Raw genomic sequence first — 22,448 nt, forward strand, 5'->3', positions numbered from 1 at the left:
ATGAATACCGCCACGCTCAATCAAACCCGGCAAGGCAATCGCAAAACGGCGATCAAGCTGGGGGTGATCGTGCTGGCGATGTTCGGGTTCTGCTTTGCCATGGTGCCGATGTATGAGGTGTTCTGCCGCGCCGTGGGCATTCAGCAAGACCGCATCGTCAATGAAAACGACGTGGTGCCAGCGTGGTCGCAACGCATTGATCTGGATGCCAATGAAGCGCCTGGCGTGTTGGCGAAGCTGGTTCCGCTGGATCACACCGCCAGCGGTAAAGCCGGCCAGTTGGTGAAAGCGCATTTCCGGCTGGAAAACCCGACCGACAAGCCGTTGCAGTTACGGGCGATTCCCAGCTACGCGCCCAGCAACGCGGTACGGTTTGTGCAAAAGCTGCAATGTTTCTGTTTTGATGCCATCGATCTGGCCCCGCATGAAACACGCGATGTCACGGTGGTGATGCTGTTGAAAAAAGAACTACCCGAGTCGCTAGGGCCGATCACCTTGTCGTACACGCTGTTCAACGCCGCAGATAGCTCGGCAGACGGCAAGGTGAGTGGCTCATGATCGCCACCATCAAAACCGTGCTGGCCGCATTTTTTGGCGTCCGTGGCCGTAAAGGCGCCGAGGCCGAAAAACTCAAGCCCCGGCAGCTGATTGTGACGGCGATTGTGTTGGCGCTATTACTGGCATTGGGCGTATTTACGCTGGTGCATTTTCTGGTGACAAGCAGGACGTAGTGGACATTCAAGCCCGAGAGTTCGTAGCCCGGATGAAGCGCAGCGGGAATCCGGGAGCAATGCGTAAAAGAATCGCACCGCAATGAATGGTAAACGTCGCAGCCCCGGATTCTCGCTAACGCTTCATCCGGGCTACATGATGAGTTGAAAGCAGACAGAAATACCGGCAAACGCATTACTGGAGGAGGCTGCAACCCATGGTTGCAACCCAATAAAAGGCGGGCTAACCCGCCACTCACAAGCACCACGCAAGGCCACTTCGGTGGCAGCCCTGGAGAGAAACATGAACGTAGAAAACGGCATCCACGATCCGCACTACTTCGTGCCGCAGCCTTCCCGCTGGCCTATAACCGGCTCTATCGCGCTGTTCTGCATGACCTGCGGCACCGCGTTCTGGATCAACAACATGCAGTTCGGCAAATGGGTCCTGCTGCTGGGCTTTTTGATCCTGATTCGCATGCTGTTCGGCTGGTTTCATGATGTCATTCAAGAGTCCCAACACGGCGATTACGGCCAGCAAGTGGACCACTCGTTCCGCTGGGGCATGAGCTGGTTCATCTTCTCGGAAGTCATGTTCTTTGCCGCGTTCTTTGGCGCGCTGTTCTACACCCGGGTGATCTCGGTACCGGAACTGGGCTGGTTCTCGGACACGCACTCCTTGCTATGGCCGCAGTTCAACGCTGCGTGGCCCGCGGTAAGCGGCCCCAAGACCGGCGGCTACACACCCATGGAAGCCTTTGGCATTCCGGCGATCAACACCGGCTTGTTGTTGTCGTCTGGCGTGACCGTGACTTGGGCGCACTGGGGCTTTCTCAAGAACAACCGCACGCAAATGGCGCTGGGCCTGGCGTTCACCGTGGCCTTGGGTATCTGCTTTTTGTTCTTGCAGGGTTTTGAATACCACCACGCTTATACGCAGATGAACCTGACGCTGGCCTCTGGCGCGTATGGCATGACCTTCTTCATGCTGACCGGCTTTCACGGCATGCATGTGTTGGTGGGCGTGCTGATGCTGTCCACCATGCTGGGCCGCGTGCTCAAGGGCCACTTCACCCCCGCGCATCATTTCGGCTTTGAAGCCGCCGCCTGGTATTGGCACTTTGTAGATGTGGTGTGGCTGGGTTTGTTCGTGTTTGTTTATTGCTTGTGAGGCTTGCCCCGATTTATCGGGATAAAGGCGGCGAGGTACCTCACACAACCAGTTGTACGGCAGGCGGGTGCAGTGCAGGGGCTTATAAGAGGAGAAGGGAAAGGCAGGGATGCCTTTCCCTATCCCTCACACAGCAGGGCCGTGGGGTTGCAGATAACCGAAGTACCACGCCAGCAACAACAGGATAAACAGTGCGACCGAAACCGCGATCCGCAAAGTGAGCGATTTCGCCAGTTTTTCAGACCCTGCCGGGCCGCGTACCAGTTGCAGCAAAGCACGGCCCAGTGCAACCAGAATGATCAGCAAAAACAGCACTATGACGATTTTCATGGCATCTCCTCCTGATATTGGCAACGGTAGCACAAACGTCATAAAGCTGCCGGTCGCCCACCAGCGACGCGGTGCTTTGCTCGGTCTGGCCGGGCTGGTGTTGCTGACTGTGGCACTCGGTTGCTGGCAAGCCGCTCGCGCGGTTTACAAGCAACGGTTGGCCGATCACTACGCCGCCAGCATCGCTGCGCCCGCTTTGCCATGGGGCAGCAACGATGAACCACCGTTGTTCCGGCGCCTCACTCTCAAAGGTCACTGGCTCGCCGGCCAGACCTTGTATCTGGATCACCGGGATTACCAGGGCGAGATTGGCGTGGAAGTCATCACTCCGTTTCAGCTGGATGATGGCGGCATTGCGCTGATCAATCGCGGCTGGAAAGCACACAATACCGTCGAAAGCGCCCCCGCGCTGATTGCGCCCCAAGTGGAAGTGCTCGCCTGGCCGCGCTTCTTTGAACTGGCCAAAACCCCGCCGCAAGGCAATCTGTTCCAGAACATCACCGCCGCCCGCTTTGCCGAGTGGTCGCATCTACCCAAGCCGCTGTGGTACGGCCGTTTGCGCTCGCCCGCGCAAGATGGCCTGGCCCACGACAGCGCCACGCCTGACTTCAACCCCGCCCGCCATATCGGTTACATGCTGACCTGGTGGGGCATGAGCATTGCCGGAATCTTTCTGTGGCGACATTTTCGCCGTTCGACTCAACCGCAATCGCAGTCCAAATAAAACAAGATCAACAAGATCGCACGGAGACATACGAATATGAATAGCGGGCAAAAAACACTTCTCACGATGTTTGGCATTACGCTCGCCCCCATCCTCGCCGCGCAGGCGTTTTATTCCTGGTGGCAACCCAATCACGTCAAAAGCTATGGCGAATTGCTGGCGACCGAGTCAGTGGTCCCGGCCAACGGTTTCTGGCGGCTGGTGGCGGCCGATCCATCCGGCTGCACCGACAACCAGAAACAACTGCTGTTTGCCACCCGCCAGATGCGCCTGGCACAAGGTCAGGAAAGCCATCGTATTCAGCGTGGTTCCACCACTGTTTGCCCGGCGCTGGATAGCGACGTGGCGGTGCTGGCGCCAACCACCCATTTGCAGGAAAGCGGCCTGTATCTGATCGACCCGCACGGCAATCTGGTGATGCGGTATCGCCCCGGCCAGATCGACGACAACGAAGGCCGCAAAAAAGCGATGGCGGAGATCGGCAAGATCCTCAAAAACAACGAAGCGCTGGGCTGATCATGGCGAACTCACGTTTGCGTTATCTGGTCTGGCTAGCCGTGATCTGGACTTTCGCCCTGGTGATGCTGGGCGCGTTTGTACGCTTGTCTGATGCGGGCTTGGGCTGTCCGGATTGGCCTGGCTGTTACGGTCATCTGACCGTGCCGGAAAAACCGCACGAACTGGCGCACGCCGCCGCCACATTCGGCGCGATGGTGGAGCCGGAAAAAGGCTGGAAAGAGATGATCCACCGTTACGTAGCCGGTGGCTTGGTAGTGATCGTGCTGGCGCTCACCGTGTTGCTGGCGCGTAATCGCCGCAAATATCGCATTCCGGCCTTGCTGGTCTTTGCGCCTTTGCTGGTGATCGTGTTTCAGGCACTGCTGGGGATGTGGACGGTCACGCTCAAACTGATGCCCGCTGTGGTCACCGCGCATTTGCTCGGCGGCATGACCATGCTGGCCTTGCTGGGTGCGATTGCGGTGAAAGGCACGCTCCCGAGCATCAATATCAGAGGCGCTACTCGCACGCTGGCGTGGATTGCGCTGGCGGCCTTGCTGGCGCAACTGGCGGTGGGCGGGTTGGTGTCCAGCAATTACGCCGGGTTGGCCTGTGATGGTTTCCCGACCTGCCGCGGCAGCTTTGCGGCCCCGGATGGCCTGGCGCAAATGTTGCGACCGGATCGCCAGTTGGGGCTGACGGCCGAAGGCGCGCCGCTGACCATCGCCAACCTGGCGGCGATTCACTGGTTGCATCGTGTCGGCGCGTTGATCGTCACGCTGCTCACCGTGGTTCTGGCATTGAAACTGGCTGGATATCAGCGGCGGCTGGCGTTGCTGTTACTGGCGGCGCTAACGCTGCAAGTGTTGCTCGGTATTGCCAATGTGTTGTTCTCGCTGCCTCTGCCGCTCGCCGTCGCCCATAACGGTGGCGCTGCGCTTTTGCTGTTTTCCCTCGTCAGTGTGATCGCCCGTAGTAGCGGGCAAAGGACGCAACATGTCTACGCAAACGCTCGTCACGCCTTCGCGGGTCGTTGAATTCTGGCGACTGGGGAAACCCAAAGTCGTCAGTCTGATTGTGTTCTGTGCGGCAGCGGGTGCCTTGATGGCGACGCCGCAATGGTCGGCCTTGCCCAATGTGGTGATGTGCTTGCTAGGCATTGCGCTGGTGGCCATGGGGGCGGCGGCAGTCAATTGTCTGGTGGAGCGCGATCGGGATTCGGTCATGCGCCGCACGGAGCGTCGCCCGCTGGTTAAAGGCACCCTCACACCGCTGGAGGCCGGTTTATACGCCGCCACGCTAACGCTCTCGGGCCTGTGGCTGTTGCTGACTTTCGGTAATGTGCTGGCCATGTGGCTGACACTGGCCACCTTCTTTGGCTACGCCGTGGTGTATACCCGCTGGCTCAAACCGGCCACGCCACAAAACATCGTAATTGGTGGCGCAGCAGGTGCTATGCCGCCGGTGCTGGGCTGGGCGGCGGTCACTGGCAGCGTGCCCGCCGAAGCCGCCGTGCTGTTTTTGCTGATCTACACCTGGACGCCGCCGCATTTCTGGGCGCTGGCACTGTATCGCGAGCTGGATTATCAGAAAGCTGGCCTGCCGATGCTGCCCGTCACCCATGGCGCGGCGTTCACCCGCCAGACCATCGTGCTGTACGCAGTGATGCTGTTCGCCGTGGCCTTGCTGCCGTTTGTGATTGGCATGAGCGGCTGGGTCTATCTGGCCATTGCGGTGTGGTTCAACAGCGGTTTTCTGGCTCGCTCCATCAAGCTGTATCGCACCGCCGATGACGCCGTCGCCCGCAATCTGTTTTTGTATTCGATCAAGTATCTGGCGTGGGTGTTTGGCGCGCTGATTCTGGACCGTTTGTACACGGTGGTGGCCAGCCACTTCTGATCTTTTAGGTCGACGTTCTCGCCATTCGCCCTGACCGGGTGGATGGCTGAAAAACAAACGGGATGCCCATTGAGCATCCCGTTTGTTTTGCCAGCTACTGATCAGATTAAAGCTGGAAGCGTTGCACCATCGTGTTCAACCGCTGAGCAATCTGGGCAATTTCGTTAGCGGTTTCGCTGGAACGGTGAATCGACGCCGTGGTTTCTTCCACCATCTGCGCAATGTCTTCCACGCGCACCGCAATGCTGGTGCTGGCGTTGCTTTGCTCACGCGTGGATATGGCCATTTCGCTCAAGCTTTTGAGGGTGTTCTGCGCACCTTCATGAATGCGCCCGAGCGACTCCGCCACTGCTTTGGCCGCCGCTACGCTGTTGTTCACTTGCGGTAAGGCACCTTCCATACCAGCCACAGCGGCGTCGGTTTCGGACAATACGGACTCGAGCATGTGACCGATATCCACGGTCGCTGCGCTGGTGCGCTCGGCCAGTTTACGGACCTCATCGGCCACCACGGCAAAGCCACGACCTTGTTCGCCCGCACGCGCCGCTTCAATGGCGGCATTCAGCGCCAGCAAGTTGGTTTGCCCGGCAATGTCTTTGATCACGGCCGCAACGGACGAAATCTCGCGCGATTTGGTATCCAGGTCGCGAATACGTGCCGAGGCACTGGACACGCTTTCTGCCAGTTCCTGCATGGCAACTGACGCCGTGTTGACCTGCACCACGCCTTCGCCAGCCAGTTCGGTCGCCGTTTGCGAGGTGCGCTCGGTATCGGCAGTGTTATCCGAAATATGATTGATGCTGACCGTGAGTTCTTCCATGGCCGAGGCCATGGAGGCAGTAGCGTCGGACTGGCGACCGGCAGCGGAGGAAATCTCCTTGCTGGCATTGGCGATCAGGCCCGAATGCTGTTCCAGCTGGCGCGCATCGCGTTGGACTTCGGCCAGTACCGAGCCGAGCGATGCCCGCATTTTCTCAACCGCGCCCAGAATGCTGTCTGTAGAAGCATTGTGCGTACTGCGATCTGCGGCCAGGTTACCCTGCGCCACCCGCGTCACCAGATTCACCACTTGCTCGGGCTCGCCGCCCAGTGTTTGCAGCAAACGGCGCACAGCCAGCACCAGCATGGCGCCGACAATCCCGGCCAGCACCAGACACACCAGCACCTGCCAGCGGGCGTTACTCCAGAAGCGGGCATCGGCTTCGGCAAAGCTGATGCCGCTGCCCACTACCCAGCCCCAATGCGGCGTGCGCACTGCCACCGACAACAGGTCTACTGTTTTGCCGTTACGTGTGGAATCCCACCAGTATTCGGTAAATGCGCCACCGGATTGGTCCAGCGCTTTGGCCGCAATGGCACCCACGCTATTGCCCTTGGCATCTTTGAAATCGTTAAAGCTGGTGCCATTCAGCTGCGGGTCGAGCGGCGTGGCGACAAACACCAGTTTGTCATCGGTGACGTAAACGTATTCGGACTCGTGATATTTGTTTTCCCGCAGAATCTGCGTCGCCAGCGCTTTGGCATCGGCCTCGCTCATCTTGCCCGCGGCCGCCTGGTTTTCCAGCTGCACAATGGTGTTGTAAGTGCTTTTCACCAACTGCTGGATGCGCGCCTTGTTGTCGATATTGCTGGCACTGCGCAATACGTACAGCCCGGTGACCATGGTGCCCAGCAAGAACACCAACACTATCGCGGTTAATCCCCACGCTTTCTGGCGCAATGTCATTTCGTTTTATCCTCTAATCTTGTTTTGATCTTGTACTGTGCCGCTACTATCCAATACCTGCCGTCAGATTTCACATCTCATAATCAAACCTGACCTGAAAATCGCAAAATTATTTTGCCGAATCAATCCAATCGAAGGCTTGGGCACCGCATATGTGCAGCACATGCAATATGTCTTGTCAGACTACTGCTTTCATCATGTTAGCGAACAGTGCATTGGTTCGCTAACTTTACATATTTTTTCAACACTTCGGGTGTGCACCTGCCCAACGCGGACGTGACCCCACGTGTTGGGAATAAAGGTAAACCTGTGCGAACTCAAGGCAGGAAGATGGCCTTGGTGGTCTCGAACTCGATGGGCGACGAAGTGTGCTGGTGCACAATCTGCCAGACGCCTTGCCTGCGGCGCAGCGCCAACGTCATGCGGTTTTGCATGCCGCGCAATCGGGTGCCGTCTTGCGCGATTGCCTGGTATGAGACGAACAGATAGGCCATTGCCATGTCTGCGTCTGAGGTTGTCTGGATATTGGAGAAATCGACCAGCACCCGCTCTTCTTGCAAGGAGCCGAACCAGCCTTGAACGATCTTGCGCCAGGCAACAATGCCGCGATATTCCCACTCGGCCCACATATCAAAAATGCTGATGTCCTGGTCATAAATGGCCAGAAAGGCATCGACATCTTTGGCGTATACCGCAGCCTTGTATGCCGCCAGTATCGGCAGGACAGGTGATTCTGCTTCAGTCATTGCGGTGCTCCCAAGTCGTACATTGTCGGCGTTGCCTATGCATTCAAATGCATCAACGCCAGGGCAAAGCGCAGACAAATACAACGGTTACCGCGCCGCCGCTCGTTACGGTGTTGACCGGCGCGGGCATCGTGTACTTTATCGGCTACCTTAGTCACCAGAGACCGCAGCGCCATGCGTCCCCGCCTTAATCTCATCTCGCTGGGTGTAGCCGTTATCGCCAAAACCGTCGCTTTTTACGAAGCGCTGGGCTGGCCCAAAGCGGACAGCAGTCACGATGGCTTTGCCAAGTTCGATCTTGGAGGTGTAGTGCCGGGAATCCAGTCGCGCAAGGCATTTGCGATGGATGCCCATAGTGACACCAGTGAAAGCAGCGGTTTTTCTGCCATGGCACTGGCCTATATCGCCCGCTCCGCCGAGGATGTACCGCGCGTTCTGGCCAAAGCAGCTGCACTGGGCGCGGAATACCGCCGGCGGCTCAACGGTTTATACATGGCGACCTTTTTTGGCGCCGGCGCCGTGGGCTCCGCTGCTGGAGGCTGGGCCTTTGCCCACGGTGGCTGGGCGCTGGCCTCGGCAATCGGTTTAACCTTGCCCATTGCTGCGCTGTTGTACTTTGCGACCGAACGGGCGCAGTGCGGCGAACCAGCCAGTGTGACGCGTTGATGGCGTTGCCTTGCCGATAACGCCGCAAATGAAAATCCCGATCGAGCCCTGGCGATTATTTCACCGTAGCTTAATCGGGATGGGGTGCTGCCAATCAAACCCGGCGGCAGCTAGCGTGCTTACTCGCCAAAAGGTCCCAGGTAGTCGGTCTTGCCAATATCCAGCCCGTGCTGGCGCAAGATGTCGTGTGCCGTCGCGATATGGAAAAAGAAATTGGGCAACACAAAGGTCACCAGATACTCATCGCCGCTGAACGTGGTTTTGATGGTGCTGAAATCCAGCGTGATTTCAGTGGCTTCAGTGCCTTCCATTTGTTCGGGCGCAATGCTGTCAAAAAACGCCAAGGTCTTCTGGATGCGCGTTTGCAGTTCAGCAAAGCTGTTTTCGCAATCAATAAATCGCGGCACTTCAACGCCCGCAAGGCGGCCAATGGCGTTTTTGGAAGTGTCTGAAGCTCGCTGAATCTGCCCGGCCAATGGCAGCATGTCGGTCGCCAGCCTGGCATGTACCAGCATTTCCGGCGGCAAGCCGGTGGCTTGGGCGTGGGCCAGCGCTTTATCCAGATAGCTGGACAGCACTCGCAGGCCGCGCTGAAACACCGGAATGGAAAGGCGATACATCGAAACTGCCATGGCTTGATTGCTCCTTGAAGGTTCAGCTAACTGTGGCGGCAATGTGGGCAATTTCAAGCTGTTATCAGCGGTATCGGACAGCGAAATGCCAGGCGGACGATCAATCGTCTGGCTGCTTCAGTGATCAGTCACCGTATCCAGCTTTGGCGTGCCCAGCTTGAACCACGCCTTGGCGATTTTGCCGTCGCTCACTTCATAAATCGCAATCACGTCCACCGTACCCACACCGCCCGCAAACGTGCGCCGGACTACTTCACGATCCACCACCAGATTGCCTACCGACACCCGCGTCAGCAATTGACCAAACAATAGCGGCTCGGCAAAACGGATTTCGTGGCGCTGGCGAATCGCCGCAGCGCCCTCGGCCAGCAATGTTGCAGGGTGCTCGTAATACAAAGCATCGTCATGCCAGTACGCCATAAAGGCGTCGATATCGCGGGCGTTGTACGCCGCAAGCTGCCCGCCGACGATCTCTTCCGCTTCGTTGGTATTGCTGCTAGTCATTTGCACTACTCACAGGTGGACAACAAGCTGTCCACCATAAAGCAAATCGCCGCCCCTGCGTATCCGGCAGGGCGCGACGATCGGTCGCGACCAGGCCAGGATGCGCTAGAAAGTACGCGCCGCCGGGTAAGTGCTGGTGAAATCATTGCCCCAGCGAAAGTTGATGAACGACATCGTTACCGAGACTTCCAGCCCTTCCACAAAATGCCAGCAGCCCACCGGCAGGAACAGGATTTCACCCGGGTTCAGAATGCACTCGCGCACCTGCACATTGCGCATGGCGGGGAAGCGGTTGTAGTCGATATTGCGGGCGTCAACATAGGTGAAACAGTGTTCATGGTTGTACATGCTGGCAATTTCGTTGGCGGGCACCAGCAAAATGCGTTTGCGGCCGATCACCTGGGCCATGAAGTTGTTGGTCAGGTCATGGTGAAACGGCGTGATGGTGCCCGCCGGGCCGAACCACAGGAAACCTTGATCCGTTGAGCCCGGATTCAGATATTCCGGCAACGGCAAGATGTCGCGCCACAATTCGGCCAGGGCCTGCCGGTTGTGCGAATCGTTATAGGCCGTCATGTAAAAATCGTTGGTCGGGCTGTGGGTGCGGACCAGTTGTACGAACTCGGCAAAGCGCATGCTCTTTTCGTGCCGGCGTTTGTCCAGTTCATAGTGCTCGTTACTGTTGCGGCCAAACTGGACTTCCACCGCGCGCTCGCCACAGCGATCGGCAAAGTAATCAAGGCTCCATTTCTGCATGGCGGGCCATTGATCCATCATGCCGGTGATGATCACCGGGCGCCCGGCGGTGTAGTAATCATTGAAAAATTCGGCGCAGGATAGTCGATGGCGCCGCGGGATTTCCGGCGAGCGTAGTTGCTCCAGCCGCCGCTGGTTGTCCAGCACCCAATCGTGCTTGGCGAGGCGGTTTTTCAGTCGTTCGGCGCCCGCCAGATACGGGCTGGCCAGCGCAGCCTGAACCTCACGCAGCGCGTCTTCCGGGTCGGCCCCGGCCGCCACCATCACCTGGATCAAATCCTGCGGCGCACCGCCCAGCAGCAGGTTTTCGGCAATCCAGCGTCGCCATTCGTGATCCACCACAACCCGTAGCGTTGTCTGATTTTGCGTTTCCATCCGCCTCCCTGGTCAGTGCCAGTGGTTATTGTCTCGTTGTCCGGGTACACACCAGCGCGAGGCCCGGTATGTACCACCCTCGATACTGCGCAATAGCCTACTTTGCGAGCACCAGTCTGAGTAGCGGCAAGCGGTCAGGCGTTCGGTAAACGAGACATTCGGTGGCAGATGGAACAAACCGGCGTCACCGTGCCGTAGAACTTATTTGTGTTCCTGTAATTGCAACAGCCACGAGAACGCGGCCGGATTGCGTTGGGCAAAGGACGGGCGGCCGGGCCGGGTTGCCATGTTGACTGGCAAGGGGGCGGGTTTGGTTCGGGATTTAAGGGTGGTACCGGCGGATAAGTTGCCCATGATGCACTCCTGTTGAACGTGTGAAAGTACAAAAGGTAAGTGCATGAATTATGAGACTTATGAGAAATTTCTGCGAACGGGCTCCGATATAAGTTGATATTTATCAATATGTTGTGAACACACCACCCGCAGCATGGCTCTCCCTTGCCACCCGGCTGAGGTGGCCAGGTAGCAGCCTGCAGGCCACTTCCCGGCAAAGCGCGCGTTGCCGCCTAGAATGAGTTTTGAAGCTCGCCAGTAAATCCGGTCAAACACCGTTATCAGGGCAGATAAACCAGTTCGACCGCGCCCACGCGCCTTGGTTTAGCAGGAGACCAACATGAGCAAGGAAATCGTTCGCGGTAGCCGTGCCGTTATCGAGTTTGATAGCGAGCGTTGCATTCACTCTCGCCACTGCGTACTGGATAGGCCAGATGTCTTTGTGCCCAATGTGGCCGGAGAATGGATACACCCTGACCAGGCCAGCACGGCCGAACTACTGGAGCTGGCCCGCAACTGCCCGTCCGGCGCCATTCAGTGCCAAGGTCTGGACGGCACTTTGCTGGAGGCGGCGCCGCTGGTGAACACCGTACGGGTGCGCGAGAACGGCCCTTTGGCGATGCATGGGCCAATTTATATCAACGGTCAGACGCAAGGTTATCGCGCCACATTGTGCCGCTGCGGGGCTTCCAGCCATAAGCCATTCTGTGACGGCAACCATGCCGGGGCCGGGTTTACTGCCAGTGGTGAAGCACCCGCCGCGACCAGCGAACTGCTGGCGCAACGCAACGGTGATCTGCAAATTGAACCCACGCCCAATGGCCCGTTGCATGTCACCGGCTGTCTGGAAGTGGTGACCGGCACCGGCAAAACCATTAACCGGGTCACCGATGCCTGGTTATGCCGTTGCGGCCACTCTGGCAACAAACCGTACTGCGACGGCAGCCACGTCAAAACCGGTTTTCGCAGCGAATCCTGAGGGTTGGGCTGTATGTACTTTCAATGGGGCCGAAGTCAGGTGGCTTAGCTAACTGGCATACCCTATAACGGCAATGTATCAGTGCATGTAACACTGCATTGCCCGGACTGATGCACACGCCGGTCCGGTATAACAAGTGCAGGACAATGGGGGAGTATCTGATGGGTTTGCATATCCAGCGCGCCGCAAGGGCGCTTTTGTTGCTGGGACTGCTGTGTCTGGCACCCCAGCTCGCCGCACAAGTCATCATCACCAATCCGGCCACCGAGCCCAAAGAGCAACTGGCGCTGTCGGTGCTCAAGCTGGCTTTGTCCAAATCCATGCCGGATGCCACTTTCCAGGCGCTGCCGCAGTTCTCGGAAGAAGCGCGCTCGGTCGAATACCTCAAGGAAGGCAAGATGTCGGTGATGTGGGCCGGCACTCAACCTTCGTACGAGCAAGAACTGACGCCGATCCGCATCCCGCTGGAAAAAGGCATGCTCGGCTACCGGATTTTCATCATCCGCAAAGGCGATCAACCCAAGTTTGATCAGGTGAAAACGCTGGACGACCTGAAAAAACTCAAAGCCGGTCAGGGCCGTTTCTGGGGCGATACCGCAGTGCTCAAATCGGCCAATCTCCCAGTGGTGACGCCGGTCAAATACGCCAGCATGTTCCCGATGCTGGAAGGCGAGCGCTTTGATTACTTTCCCCGCGCCATCCACGAACCGTGGAGCGAGGTGGAAAAATACAAAGACCTGAATCTGGAAGTGGAAAAACACATCCTGCTGGTCTACCCGTTTGCCATGTATTTCTTTGTCGCCAAAGACAACAAACCGCTGGCGGATGCCATCACGCGCGGCATGGAAGCAGCCATCAAGGATGGCAGCTACGACAAGCTGTTTTACAGCAACCCGCTGGTGTCCGATGCGCTGTCACGCGGGCATCTGAAAGACCGGCTGGTGTTCCGTATTCCCAATCCGTACATGTCGCCGGAAACCCCGGTCAATCGGCCCGAACTGTGGCTGGATATCACCAAATACTAAGCAGCGTAGCGCTTGTGCAAGCAGGTGACAGTTGCAACTACCAGTGAGGGGAAGTCTATGGGCATGACAACAAGATCAATCAGTACCCGCCTGATCGGCACCGTGAGCGTCGTGGTGCTGGTCATCACCATCCTGGTGCTGGGGGTAAGCTATGCGCTGGTTTCACACCAGGCGCAGCAAGACCTGCAGGAAAAAATCGGCGAAAGCTCGGACGTGCTGGGCATCGTCTTGCGTGATCCGGTGTTCACCTACGACAACGGCCAGATCAGCGCGATTCTGGCGTCGTTCATCAAACAGAATCACGTTTACCGGCTGCACGTGGCAGATCAACGCGGCAAGGTGCTGGGTGAGATCAAGCAAGAGCAAACGGTGTCTGACAGCTTGCTGCAAAGCCAGACCATCAAACTGGTCGGCGAAGATGGCAATGCGTTGGGTCAGGTGGTGGTGGATTTCCGTACCGATTCGGTCGGTCAGCAAATCCGCGTTACCTCGCTGTACGTGGTGGGCGCCGTGTTGTGTGTGCTGGCAGGGGTGATGTTCAGCCTGGCCATCATGATGCGCACCTTTGTAACCAGCCCGGTCAAACGCATCAACCGCGCGCTGGGCGAAATTGCGGCCGGTGGTGGCGATCTGACCAAACGGCTGACGATTTCCAGTCACGATGAACTGGGCGAACTGGCGGGCAGTTTCAACCGCTTTGTGGAAAACCTGCACACCCTGCTCAGTACGGTGGTGGGTTCAGCCAAGCAGTTGTCAGTGGCTGCAGATGGCCTGGCCGCACGCACCAGCGAAGTCTCCGCCGCTAGCCGCAAACAGCTGGAAGGCGCAGAAGAAACCGCACAATCGCTGGCCGAGATGTCCAAAGTGGCGCAAGACGTGGCCAGCAGCGCCACGCGTTCGGCCACCAGCACGCATGAGGCCAAGCAACAGACCCAATCCGGCGTTAGCGTGGTCACCAACACGGTTGAACAAGTCGGCCAGCTGGGTGCCGAGATTACCGATACGCGGGATCGCATTATTGATCTGCGCAACGACTGCAATGCCGTCACGCGCGTGCTGGACGTGATCCGCAATATCGCTGAACAAACCAATCTGCTGGCCTTGAACGCCGCCATCGAAGCCGCACGTGCGGGCGAGGCGGGCCGGGGTTTTGCAGTGGTGGCCGATGAAGTGCGCAAACTGGCCCAACTGACCGGCGCTTCCACCAGCGAAATCGCCGAGATGGTCGACAAACTGCAATCGGCCGCGCGCAATGCCGGTGAAGCGATGGACCGCAGCCACGCCCGCGTGGATGACACCGTGCAACGTTCGCAAGAAGCCGGCGTTTCGCTGGAGCGCATCCGCGACAATATCGACATCATTGACGACATGAACGTGCACGTGGCCGCCGCCGCAGAACAGCAAAGCCGCACCATCTCTGGCATCAGCAGCAATGTGGAATCCATCCAGCGGCTGGCGCATCAGGTAAACGACATGTCCGCTTCGGCCCACGCCGAAAGTCGTGAAGTGCTGAATATTGGCGAGAGCCTGCGTAACGAACTGGGTAAATTCCACTTGTGATTGGCCCGTGTGGTCAGATGCGGGTGGGCTCTCCCGCTCTGACCGCTTTAGTACTGCGTAATGCTGTGTTGCCCTGCAGCCAGGGCTTCATTCCCTCCAAGGGAAAGGTATTTCATGTTGCGGTGCCCGTAGCCGGCACGCCAATCAAACACAGCTGCCGCGATTCGCAACCTCCAGCCTGGAACCAGACGGCTTAAACCCAATTACCCCAAGCCGCATTTGCGTTGCAAATATGTATCTTGATTATGTCAATTTCCATCATGAAGTTGACGCAATTCTTACCATTTGAAATGATGGCAGCCCTCATTTCAATAATAAAATCAATCATGAAAATCCGGTTGCCTGGCGTTCTAGCCCTCTTGATCCTCTCTGCCCATTGCCCGGCCGAGGTTTATAAATCAAAGGATGCAGCCGGGAATGTGACGTTTTCCAATGTTGATCCTTCTAGCGGTGGCCAGGTTTACTCAGGCAATGGCAATCAGGGTGGCACTGTAAGTTCCACACGCACGGTAACCAACTATGCCTATTCCCGTTTTGGCGCATGGGCCAGTTACCGGACCACGCAAACCTATCAAGTTAGAAGCCGATCTATCGCGTCCGGCAGCGGGTTTCGGGTTGCCAACAGCCTGATTGTGACCAGCAAACACCTGGTACACGATTGCAGTCAGGTCATGATCAATAATCAGCGCGCCGCTTTGCAGGTTGCCTTGAGTGGTGCCAGCGATCTGGCCTTGTTGCGCGACGGCTGGGGTACAGGTTCGCTGATAAAGTTCCGCTCAGACGAACCAGTCTTGGGTGAGCCGGTTTTTGTTGGGGGCTACATGCTGCCCAACCAGCCCACAGATAGCTTTTTGCTTAGTCCGGCGCAGGTTCAGGGCAAGGCGGCAGGCAATGATCCGCATATGTTTGAACTCTCAGGCAAAATCGTCCCGGGCGCCCGCGGCGGCCCCGTACTAGACCAGGCCGGGCACTTGATTGGCATGGTTGGAGTGAACACGAATACCGAAACCGCTTCGCACACCATAGATGTATCGAGTACCGACCATCAAAGTCCAGCTATCAAAAACACCGAAATCATCGCCTTTCTGAAGGCATACAACATCGATCCACTCATCGCCACCGCAACTCAGCCGGTTTCGCAAAGCGCAATTTCCGGGAATCTGGAACACGCAATGGTGACGATTTCCTGTTATCGCTAAGAGCCTGACGAAGATGCAGTATTGTGTACTTTGAGTGCAATTGTGCTCTGTTTACCGTTTATCGCGACTAAATGACTGCACGTGCGCTATGCCTTGCCGCCCCTGCCTGGTAAATGTCAGGATGCGTTCCGATCAGTATTCAACAACGATCGGGAACGGTTCTATCTCCCACCACAGCAGACAGGGTGCGGCAAAGCGCCGCAGCAGGAATAAACAGCACATATGCCTAATTTCAATTTGATTGGTGACTGCAGGCGCGCATTTGCCTTCCTGCTTGTAAGCGTTTGCCTCGGTCTTACAAGTTGTGGCGGCGGCGGTGGGTCTGCAGGTAGTACTGGCAACAATAGCTCGAATGCAGTCCCAATCACGCCCACTCCCGCACCGGCGCTCACCCCAACTCCCTCTCCCACCCCAACATCGGCGCCAGCCAGCAAAAGCGCCAAGCGCGGTATTGCTTATGATCTGGCCTCGTCGCAAGACATGGCGGCTGTCGCGACGGGTGCGAGCTGGTGGTACAACTGGGGGCAGACTCCCAACAGCGGCATTCCCACGGATTACCAAGCCCGCTATGGCATGGATTTTTATCCCATGCTGTGGAACGGCAACTTTGTCGACGCCAATGTCATTAGCTGGCTGCAAGTACACCCGTCGGTCAAATATCTGCTCGTGCTTAACGAGCCCAATCTGGTCGATCAAGCCAATATGACGCCCGCTCAGGCGGCGGCATTGTGGCCGCGGTATGAGGCGATCTCCGCCGCGACCGGCGTCAAGCTTGTTGGCCCGGCGATGAACTGGGGCACCATGGCCGGATATAGCGATCCGGTGGTGTGGCTGGATGCGTTTTACGCGGCCTACCAGGCGGCCAATGGCAATCGCAATCCGCAGATCGATTACCTGGCTTTTCACTGGTACGACTACGGCCTGGGCGCGCAGCTGGATCGGCTGACCAAATACGGCAAGCCATTCTGGGTGACCGAATTTGCCAACTGGCATAGCTCAAACGACGGCGCGCAGATTGATACGCTGGCCAAACAAGAGGCGCAAATGGCCGACATGGTTGCCACCTGCGAAACACGCAGCGATGTTTTCCGCTATGCCTGGTTCACTGGGCGCATTAATCCAGATCCGCATTTCGACAGCTTGCTGGCAGGCAGTGGCATATTGAGCGACTTGGGTAGCAAGTACCTCACCCAACCTTGGTAAACAGGCGCTGACGTGGGTGGCACGGATCAGCGGCTTCAGGATCAAATACTCGACTACTCTGCATAAAGCCACGCTTGTCGGTAATTTGCGCGCCCTGTCGTTGTTGGCAGAACGCGCCAATATGACGTTGGTCTACAACCAGATAAAGATCTGAATAAGCACAGTCAACTGCATCGGCAATATGGTGTACCGGGCATGTCCGCCTGCGCTTGATGCTGCACTGTGCCGCTGTTTTGGGGGGGTTCCGCACACATCGTGCTCGCAAAAGAGGAATCCGGTTATGCCAATCCAGAAACAACGAGACAGCTTGCGCTGCCTGGGCTCCCTGCTGGCACTGGGTGCCGCGCTGGTGCTGGGCGGCTGTGGCGATGGCCAGGACAACAGCAGTTCCGCCATGCCCAGCACTGCCTCCGCCAGCATCAAACAGACCACCACAGTGCTGCCGCAACAGCCAGTCGTCGCGGTTACGCCTGTGCCGAAAAACGCCACCAAGAGCACCAAACGCGGTATTGCCGACAATCTCGGCGGCTATTCAATGCTCGATCTGGCCGCAGTCTCGCCGGGCGTGAGCTGGTGGTACAACTGGAATCTCACCCCCACCAGTAATCTCCCTTCAGACTACCAGGCCATGTACGGCATGGAATTCGTGCCCATGATCAAGACCGGAGACTTTGTCGATGCCGACGTGATCAACTGGTTGCTGGCTCACCCTTCGGTCAAGTTCCTGCTGGTTCTCAACGAACCCAACCGCACCACACAAGCCAATATGACGCCGTGGCAAGCCGTGGCGGTGTGGCCACGGTTTGAGAACATTGCGGCCAAAACCGGTGTGAAACTGGTCGGGCCGGCCATGACTAACGGCAACACGCTGCACTATGGCGATCCGGTGTATTGGCTGGACAGTTTTTACGAAGATTTTCGGGCACTGTATCAACGCGATCCCAAGATCGATTTTCTGGCTTTTCACTGGTATGACTATGGACTGGCGGCGGCATTGGACCGGATGGACAAATACGGCAAGCAGATCTGGGTCACCGAATTCGACAACTTTCATACCGGCAACGACGGGCTGCAGATTGATAGCCTGAGCAAGGCACTGGCGCAGCAGGCCCAGATGACTAATATCCTGGAAACGCGCAGCGACGTGTATCGCTACGCCTGGTACACCAGTCGCTTGTCCGGTAATCCCTTGTTTATCAATTTGCTGAGCGGACCGGGCCAGTTGACGGCCATGGGTAGCCAGTATGTGACGCTACCGTGGTGAGGCGGCGCCACCAGCATCGCCAGCGGTGCGGTGCATGTCAGAACATGAGCACACTGCGATAAGCGCCAAGCGACCACCGCCTCTTGCGGTGGTTTTTTTTGGCCTCATGTACTTGCGGGTAGATAAACCGGTTTGCAGGCCCAATCGGCAGTTTCCGTCCCGGCAGCGACCATCTCAGGAAGCGTTCATGCGTCTCGCAATCATCAGTGGCGGCTCTAAAGGTCTGGGAGCCAGTCTGTGTAATCAATATCTTGCCGCGGGTTTTACCGTGGTGGAGTTTTCCCGCTCGGCCCCGCACGATTATTCGATCCAGGTTGATCTGGCCGACCCAGTCACCACGCAGCAAACGGTGGCGACCACACTGCGAGCGTTGGCCGGGCAAAAGTGGGATGAAATTGTGGTGATCAACAACGCGGGCGTACTCGACCCAATCGGCCCCACTTCCGTCAAAGACCCGCAGGCGGTACTGGCAAATATCAACACCAACTTTGCTTCCGCCATTGTGTTTATCAGCGAAGTTGTTGGTGCATTTCAGGGGCACGCTGCCCGCAAAATCATCGCCAGCGTTTCGTCCGGTGCCGCGCTGAAAGGTTATGCGGGCTGGTCGCTGTATTGCGCCGCCAAAGCAGGTGTGGAGAATTTCATCCGTTCAGTCGCGCTGGAACAGATTGCCCAGAGCCAGCCTTTCTTTGCCATCAATATTGACCCCGGCGTAATGGATACCGGTATGCAGGCGCTGATTCGCAGCAGCACTGTTGCCGACTTTCCGGATGTAGCGCGTTTTGTCCAACGCAAACAAGCAGGCGAATTGCGTTCCGCCGATGCGGTTGCCCGCGCGATCCGCCAAATCATCGACCAACCCGCACTGGAAAACGGCGGGCGCTATCCCGCCATGGTTTGATCCAGCAGGCTTAACCCGAACAAGGATGCACTCTTATGGCTATCCGCCACCTGGTTTTACTGAACTTTAAAGATGACCTTTCCCCGGCAACCCGGACCGAACTGGAAACCGCATTCGTGGCGTTGTCGCTGCAGATCGATGGCATCACTACCTTCGATTGGGGTATCAATCACAGCGTGGAAGGCTTGGGCAAAGGCTTTACGCATGTTTTCAACTTCACTTTTGTGGATGCCCCCGCGCGCGATGCCTATATGGTGCATCCGGCACATCTGGCCTTTGTGGCACAGCTACAACCGTGCCTGAACGATGTGATCGTGCTGGATTACGACCTCTGACCTCGCCTGCACAATGCCCTAACGCGAAAAGCCCCGTAGTGTGCGGGGCTTTTTCTATTACGCGGCAGAAGACTGGAAATCGCCCGGTTTATTTAGCGAGCAGAAGTGTCTTGCGCCCCGTAGCTGGCAAACACGCTTTTGACCACCCCACCCGCCGTTTCAATACGGCAGCCACGATAACCGTAGCCGTTTTTCATTTGCACAAAGCTGACCCCGGAGGCCGCAATCGTGCCCAGCATATTCTGGCGGGCGATATACGTTTGCAGCGCTTCGACCGTAGCAATCGATTTCAGCGGTCCGCAGGTTTCCTGCGCCTCCCGCCGCTTTTGTTGCACGCTGTAGCTTGAATACAGCATCAGTCCCGTAAACAGGCACATCAGCACCAGCGACATTACTTTCCTGGCAGTCATTCGGCTAATCCGGCCACTATTTGGTCAAGCGACAATTCTAGACCCAGCCGCACCACTGCAAACCCGGTGACACCGTGGCGTGCCGCCGGCGCGACACTTTGGCGACGAAAGCCATCCACCCAGACTCACCAGAATGGCTCGGCAATATATAGACCGATCCGGAATATACATATGCCAGCCAACACCAATTGCGCGCGATAGCAAAAGTGCGAGATATGCCCATACCTCGCTGTTTTAATACGCGATGTAAGGAAATAGCTAATGGGAATTCAAATCAAGCCAGTTTCTTTGGCCTGGATTTCATCAAACGGGCTTTTGCTTCCAGCAAATCATCCAGGTTTTCGAACATGCCTAAAGGCACGTACCCGACCTTGATTCCACTGGTAAAAGCGCGGACGTTTTTATCCAGCATTACGTACAATTTTTCAACGTGGAAATTCTGGCTTTCAACACTGTATTGAAGCACGTACAGACTTTCATTCATCGCCGTAGCAACCCCAAAATATTTGCGATGTGTAAGAAACGAAAGTGCCGGACAAAAAACGCGAGACACCTACCCCGGCAACAAACCATAAAGATAAAAATCCTGGTATGGTTTACCAAGGCAAGCGAAGGACAGGGCGGGTAACCCTGCGTGCATCGTCTTATTTAATAAGAAATTTGTCAAGAACCAAATGACAATGGCACTCATAAAAACAACCAGAGCCGCTCGTTTATTGCAAGCTCAAGTTCGCGCCGATGGTTGCACCGGTTTGGGCGTTCAATTGCACCAGCCGCGTGCAAATTGCGCTACCCATTACCAATATCGCATGACCCAGAAAGCGATATGTTTTGAAACAACCGGGATTCTTTCCGATATATCAGCATCAATTATTTCAATATGAAACCGGTTCCGTTTTCATGTTTGTTGTTAAAGGCAATTTATATGCCTTGATTAATCTGTATATTGAAACAATAAGATATTTCTAATATTTGGGAAGTATCGACATATACATCAACACAGATTTGCCTGTGCCCATTTTCGGCTCAGGGAGAAACGCTTAAACCGTCAAACACCAGCCATGCCCGGCTGTGTGCATTTGGCGCGGGCTTGGTCTGTCAAAGCACGGCAAATCTAATGAGCAGGTAAAGGAGATGCCGCTGTCTGGCGCGCCAGACAAGTAGCGGCGAGCGCCAGCCATGGTGGCAGTGCAAAGCACCAAAGGCCGATCAAATGGAACAGCACTGCGGCAGCAGCACAACCAACAGCGAAGGCCAGCACCGTGGCTGCCAGGCGCGAGATGCGGTTTTTGACCAGGGCCTGCTGCTCGGCCGGTAAACCGCCCAACAGATCCACCGCATCAATGACAATCTGGGTGGTACTGCCGGTCATCAAGGTCGTTGGCGGCGCGCTGGATAGATATATCCGGTGCACCGCGTTCTGGATTGCCATTGCCGCGACCAGCGTCATGCCCGTGAGCAACGCTGGCCAGTGATCGCCATTGGGAAACGGCCCCAAGCCGATTGCAAACACTGCGGCAACGAGTAGCAGCAGTGTTTGCAGTCCCAGCAGAAACGGTATTTCTGCAATCTGCCGTTGAGTAAGCACCGCGCCGCCAACTCGTACCAGCCCCACCACCACGCAGAACAAGGGCAACGCCGCCAGCTTGGCGATCACGCCAGAAGTGCCAAACGCCAGCGCCGCGCCCAAGGTGACGAAGTTGCCGGTGACATGAGCGGTAAACAGCCCTTGCAGCGCCAGAAAACCAGCCGTATCGACATAACCACCGGTCGCGCTGAGTACGCCGGGCAGATTGACAGTCTTCATTGGGTTCCTTATTGCCACAACAGAGCCAGGTCACGGCAGACAGGCTGCAGATTAACCGGATTCATTCATCGGTGGATATGCGTTTAGCATGTTCAGAGGCCGCATGGGTTATCGGTATCAAGCAGGACGGTGATGCCGCAGTTCGGTTGAAGGCAAGCAAAAAGCCGACCAGTCCACATTGGCATTTGCCAATTACTCCACGGACCAACCGCGATTAACTGTAGTTGCCCAGCCGCCGGACTGTACCCACGCAGCCGGTATTTTTCTGGCGGTGATCTACACTGCGGCTGACTACCTTCTGCTGTGAGAGGCGCCATGGGCTATCACCCGGTCAATCTGCTGTTCCGGTTTATCCTCGAACTGGTCGCGCTGGTAGCGATGAGCTTTTGGGGCTGGACGCAGCATGACGGACTGGCGCGCTATGCCCTGGCGCTGATGGTTCCGCTGCTGGCGGCAACCATCTGGGGCATTTTCAATGTACCCGGGGACCACAGCCGCTCCGGCGATGCCTTGGTGGCGGTGCCTGGCACGGTACGATTGGCCATCGAAGCGGTCATTTTCGGCTTTGCGGTATGGGCACTGTTTGCCGCCGGCGCGGTCACGCAAGGGCGCTGCCTGGCGGCGGCACTGGTTATTCACTACGCGTTGTCGTGGGACCGCAATCTCTGGTTGCTGCGCCGCTGAAGGGTGATTGG

28 protein-coding genes are annotated in these 22,448 nt (G+C 57.0%); 17 read left to right on the top strand and 11 right to left on the bottom strand.

Annotated elements, in window-relative coordinates; translation table 11 throughout:
- From P4L78_RS19390 to P4L78_RS19400, 3 genes are all read left to right on the top strand, one after another.
- Nucleotides 1–558 carry a cytochrome c oxidase assembly protein gene (locus P4L78_RS19390; RefSeq protein WP_309330038.1) on the top strand — a complete coding sequence of 186 codons (558 nt, stop codon included), beginning with the start codon at nt 1–3 and terminating at the stop codon, nt 556–558.
- The gene (locus P4L78_RS19395; RefSeq protein ID WP_309330040.1) at nt 555–731 is read left to right on the top strand and encodes a DUF2970 domain-containing protein; all 177 of its coding nucleotides are present in this window, start codon (nt 555–557) and stop codon (nt 729–731) included. The genes P4L78_RS19390 and P4L78_RS19395 overlap by 4 nt, the downstream gene beginning before the upstream one ends.
- A 283-nt stretch (nt 732–1,014) precedes the next feature.
- The gene (locus P4L78_RS19400; protein ID WP_283151189.1) at nt 1,015–1,881 is read left to right on the top strand and encodes a cytochrome c oxidase subunit 3; all 867 of its coding nucleotides are present in this window, start codon (nt 1,015–1,017) and stop codon (nt 1,879–1,881) included.
- A 126-nt stretch (nt 1,882–2,007) separates the two neighbouring features.
- Here the strand turns inward: P4L78_RS19400 and P4L78_RS19405 are convergent, their stop codons facing one another.
- The gene (locus P4L78_RS19405; protein WP_283151190.1) at nt 2,008–2,211 is read right to left on the bottom strand and encodes a twin transmembrane helix small protein; all 204 of its coding nucleotides are present in this window, start codon (nt 2,209–2,211) and stop codon (nt 2,008–2,010) included.
- On the opposite strand from P4L78_RS19405, the gene P4L78_RS19410 reads away from it, so the two are divergent.
- The 4 genes from P4L78_RS19410 to cyoE are packed head-to-tail and all read left to right on the top strand — an operon-like array spanning nt 2,210 to nt 5,332.
- Nucleotides 2,210–2,935, top strand: coding sequence for an SURF1 family protein (locus P4L78_RS19410; RefSeq protein ID WP_283151191.1), 726 nt, complete (start codon nt 2,210–2,212; stop codon nt 2,933–2,935). The genes P4L78_RS19405 and P4L78_RS19410 overlap by 2 nt on opposite strands.
- Before the next feature lie 36 nt (nt 2,936–2,971).
- Complete coding sequence (locus P4L78_RS19415; RefSeq protein WP_283151192.1) at nt 2,972–3,451, top strand: hypothetical protein; 480 nt, start codon at nt 2,972–2,974, stop codon at nt 3,449–3,451.
- A gap of 2 nt (nt 3,452–3,453) precedes the next feature.
- Complete coding sequence (locus P4L78_RS19420; RefSeq protein ID WP_309330042.1) at nt 3,454–4,470, top strand: COX15/CtaA family protein; 1,017 nt, start codon at nt 3,454–3,456, stop codon at nt 4,468–4,470.
- Nucleotides 4,430–5,332, top strand: coding sequence for a heme o synthase (gene cyoE, locus P4L78_RS19425; protein WP_283151194.1), 903 nt, complete (start codon nt 4,430–4,432; stop codon nt 5,330–5,332). The genes P4L78_RS19420 and cyoE overlap by 41 nt, the downstream gene beginning before the upstream one ends.
- A 106-nt stretch (nt 5,333–5,438) precedes the next feature.
- Here cyoE and P4L78_RS19430 read toward each other — a convergent pair whose 3' ends face one another.
- The 3 genes from P4L78_RS19430 to P4L78_RS19440 all read right to left on the bottom strand — a co-directional run bounded on the left by P4L78_RS19430 (nt 5,439) and on the right by P4L78_RS19440 (nt 7,980).
- Nucleotides 5,439–7,058, bottom strand: a complete 1,620-nt coding sequence (locus P4L78_RS19430) for a methyl-accepting chemotaxis protein (RefSeq protein ID WP_283151195.1) — start codon at nt 7,056–7,058, stop codon at nt 5,439–5,441.
- 317 nt (nt 7,059–7,375) lie between these two features.
- On the bottom strand, nt 7,376–7,804 hold the full coding sequence (locus P4L78_RS19435; RefSeq protein WP_283151196.1) for a nuclear transport factor 2 family protein: 429 nt from the start codon (nt 7,802–7,804) through the stop codon (nt 7,376–7,378).
- 35 nt (nt 7,805–7,839) lie between these two features.
- Nucleotides 7,840–7,980, bottom strand: a complete 141-nt coding sequence (locus P4L78_RS19440; RefSeq protein ID WP_283151197.1) for a hypothetical protein — start codon at nt 7,978–7,980, stop codon at nt 7,840–7,842.
- On the opposite strand from P4L78_RS19440, the gene P4L78_RS19445 reads away from it, so the two are divergent.
- Nucleotides 7,979–8,470 (top strand): hypothetical protein, encoded by a 492-nt coding sequence (locus tag P4L78_RS19445; protein WP_309330044.1) that lies wholly within the window; start codon nt 7,979–7,981, stop codon nt 8,468–8,470. The two genes, P4L78_RS19440 and P4L78_RS19445, sit on opposite strands and share 2 nt — an antisense overlap.
- Before the next feature lie 119 nt (nt 8,471–8,589).
- Here the strand turns inward: P4L78_RS19445 and P4L78_RS19450 are convergent, their stop codons facing one another.
- From P4L78_RS19450 to P4L78_RS19465, 4 genes are all read right to left on the bottom strand, one after another.
- Nucleotides 8,590–9,102 (bottom strand): DUF1993 domain-containing protein, encoded by a 513-nt coding sequence (locus P4L78_RS19450; protein ID WP_309330046.1) that lies wholly within the window; start codon nt 9,100–9,102, stop codon nt 8,590–8,592.
- Between the two features lie 117 nt (nt 9,103–9,219).
- The gene (locus tag P4L78_RS19455) at nt 9,220–9,606 is read right to left on the bottom strand and encodes a nuclear transport factor 2 family protein (protein ID WP_309330048.1); all 387 of its coding nucleotides are present in this window, start codon (nt 9,604–9,606) and stop codon (nt 9,220–9,222) included.
- Between the two features lie 105 nt (nt 9,607–9,711).
- Complete coding sequence (locus tag P4L78_RS19460) at nt 9,712–10,737, bottom strand: cupin-like domain-containing protein (protein WP_309330050.1); 1,026 nt, start codon at nt 10,735–10,737, stop codon at nt 9,712–9,714.
- Nucleotides 10,738–10,938: 201 nt separating this feature from the next.
- Nucleotides 10,939–11,091: a hypothetical protein gene (locus P4L78_RS19465; protein ID WP_309330052.1), complete on the bottom strand. Its 153-nt coding sequence runs from the start codon at nt 11,089–11,091 to the stop codon at nt 10,939–10,941.
- A gap of 319 nt (nt 11,092–11,410) precedes the next feature.
- Between P4L78_RS19465 and P4L78_RS19470 the strand changes: the two genes are divergently transcribed.
- The 8 genes from P4L78_RS19470 (at nt 11,411) to P4L78_RS19505 (ending at nt 19,536) form a co-directional block, all read left to right on the top strand.
- Nucleotides 11,411–12,049, top strand: coding sequence for a CDGSH iron-sulfur domain-containing protein (locus P4L78_RS19470; protein ID WP_309330054.1), 639 nt, complete (start codon nt 11,411–11,413; stop codon nt 12,047–12,049).
- Nucleotides 12,050–12,210: 161 nt separating this feature from the next.
- The gene (locus P4L78_RS19475) at nt 12,211–13,074 is read left to right on the top strand and encodes a transporter substrate-binding domain-containing protein (RefSeq protein ID WP_309330056.1); all 864 of its coding nucleotides are present in this window, start codon (nt 12,211–12,213) and stop codon (nt 13,072–13,074) included.
- Nucleotides 13,075–13,137: 63 nt separating this feature from the next.
- Nucleotides 13,138–14,634: a methyl-accepting chemotaxis protein gene (locus P4L78_RS19480; protein WP_283151206.1), complete on the top strand. Its 1,497-nt coding sequence runs from the start codon at nt 13,138–13,140 to the stop codon at nt 14,632–14,634.
- A gap of 245 nt (nt 14,635–14,879) precedes the next feature.
- On the top strand, nt 14,880–15,833 hold the full coding sequence (locus tag P4L78_RS19485) for a trypsin-like peptidase domain-containing protein (RefSeq protein WP_309330058.1): 954 nt from the start codon (nt 14,880–14,882) through the stop codon (nt 15,831–15,833).
- 222 nt (nt 15,834–16,055) lie between these two features.
- A complete protein-coding gene (locus P4L78_RS19490) occupies nt 16,056–17,036 on the top strand; it encodes a glycosyl hydrolase (RefSeq protein WP_309330060.1) in 981 nt (326 codons plus the stop codon).
- 280 nt (nt 17,037–17,316) lie between these two features.
- The gene (locus tag P4L78_RS19495) at nt 17,317–18,300 is read left to right on the top strand and encodes a glycosyl hydrolase (protein WP_309330062.1); all 984 of its coding nucleotides are present in this window, start codon (nt 17,317–17,319) and stop codon (nt 18,298–18,300) included.
- 187 nt (nt 18,301–18,487) lie between these two features.
- The gene (locus tag P4L78_RS19500) at nt 18,488–19,201 is read left to right on the top strand and encodes an SDR family NAD(P)-dependent oxidoreductase (protein WP_309330064.1); all 714 of its coding nucleotides are present in this window, start codon (nt 18,488–18,490) and stop codon (nt 19,199–19,201) included.
- A gap of 35 nt (nt 19,202–19,236) precedes the next feature.
- A complete protein-coding gene (locus P4L78_RS19505; RefSeq protein WP_309330066.1) occupies nt 19,237–19,536 on the top strand; it encodes a Dabb family protein in 300 nt (99 codons plus the stop codon).
- Between the two features lie 92 nt (nt 19,537–19,628).
- Here P4L78_RS19505 and P4L78_RS19510 read toward each other — a convergent pair whose 3' ends face one another.
- The 3 genes from P4L78_RS19510 to P4L78_RS19520 all read right to left on the bottom strand — a co-directional run bounded on the left by P4L78_RS19510 (nt 19,629) and on the right by P4L78_RS19520 (nt 21,753).
- Nucleotides 19,629–19,946: a hypothetical protein gene (locus tag P4L78_RS19510; RefSeq protein ID WP_283151212.1), complete on the bottom strand. Its 318-nt coding sequence runs from the start codon at nt 19,944–19,946 to the stop codon at nt 19,629–19,631.
- Nucleotides 19,947–20,220: 274 nt separating this feature from the next.
- Nucleotides 20,221–20,430, bottom strand: a complete 210-nt coding sequence (locus tag P4L78_RS19515; protein ID WP_283151213.1) for a hypothetical protein — start codon at nt 20,428–20,430, stop codon at nt 20,221–20,223.
- 630 nt (nt 20,431–21,060) lie between these two features.
- Entirely contained in the window at nt 21,061–21,753 is a 693-nt protein-coding gene (locus P4L78_RS19520) for a DUF1275 family protein (RefSeq protein ID WP_309330069.1), read from the bottom strand.
- Nucleotides 21,754–22,068: 315 nt separating this feature from the next.
- Here P4L78_RS19520 and P4L78_RS19525 point away from each other — a divergent pair, with 315 nt between their 5' ends.
- Nucleotides 22,069–22,437 carry a YrdB family protein gene (locus P4L78_RS19525; RefSeq protein ID WP_309330071.1) on the top strand — a complete coding sequence of 123 codons (369 nt, stop codon included), beginning with the start codon at nt 22,069–22,071 and terminating at the stop codon, nt 22,435–22,437.
- Nucleotides 22,438–22,448: the final 11 nt, after the last annotated feature.

Source organism: Silvimonas sp. (genome assembly GCF_031291215.1).
GTDB classification, from domain to species: Bacteria; Pseudomonadota; Gammaproteobacteria; order Burkholderiales; family Chitinibacteraceae; genus Silvimonas; species Silvimonas soli.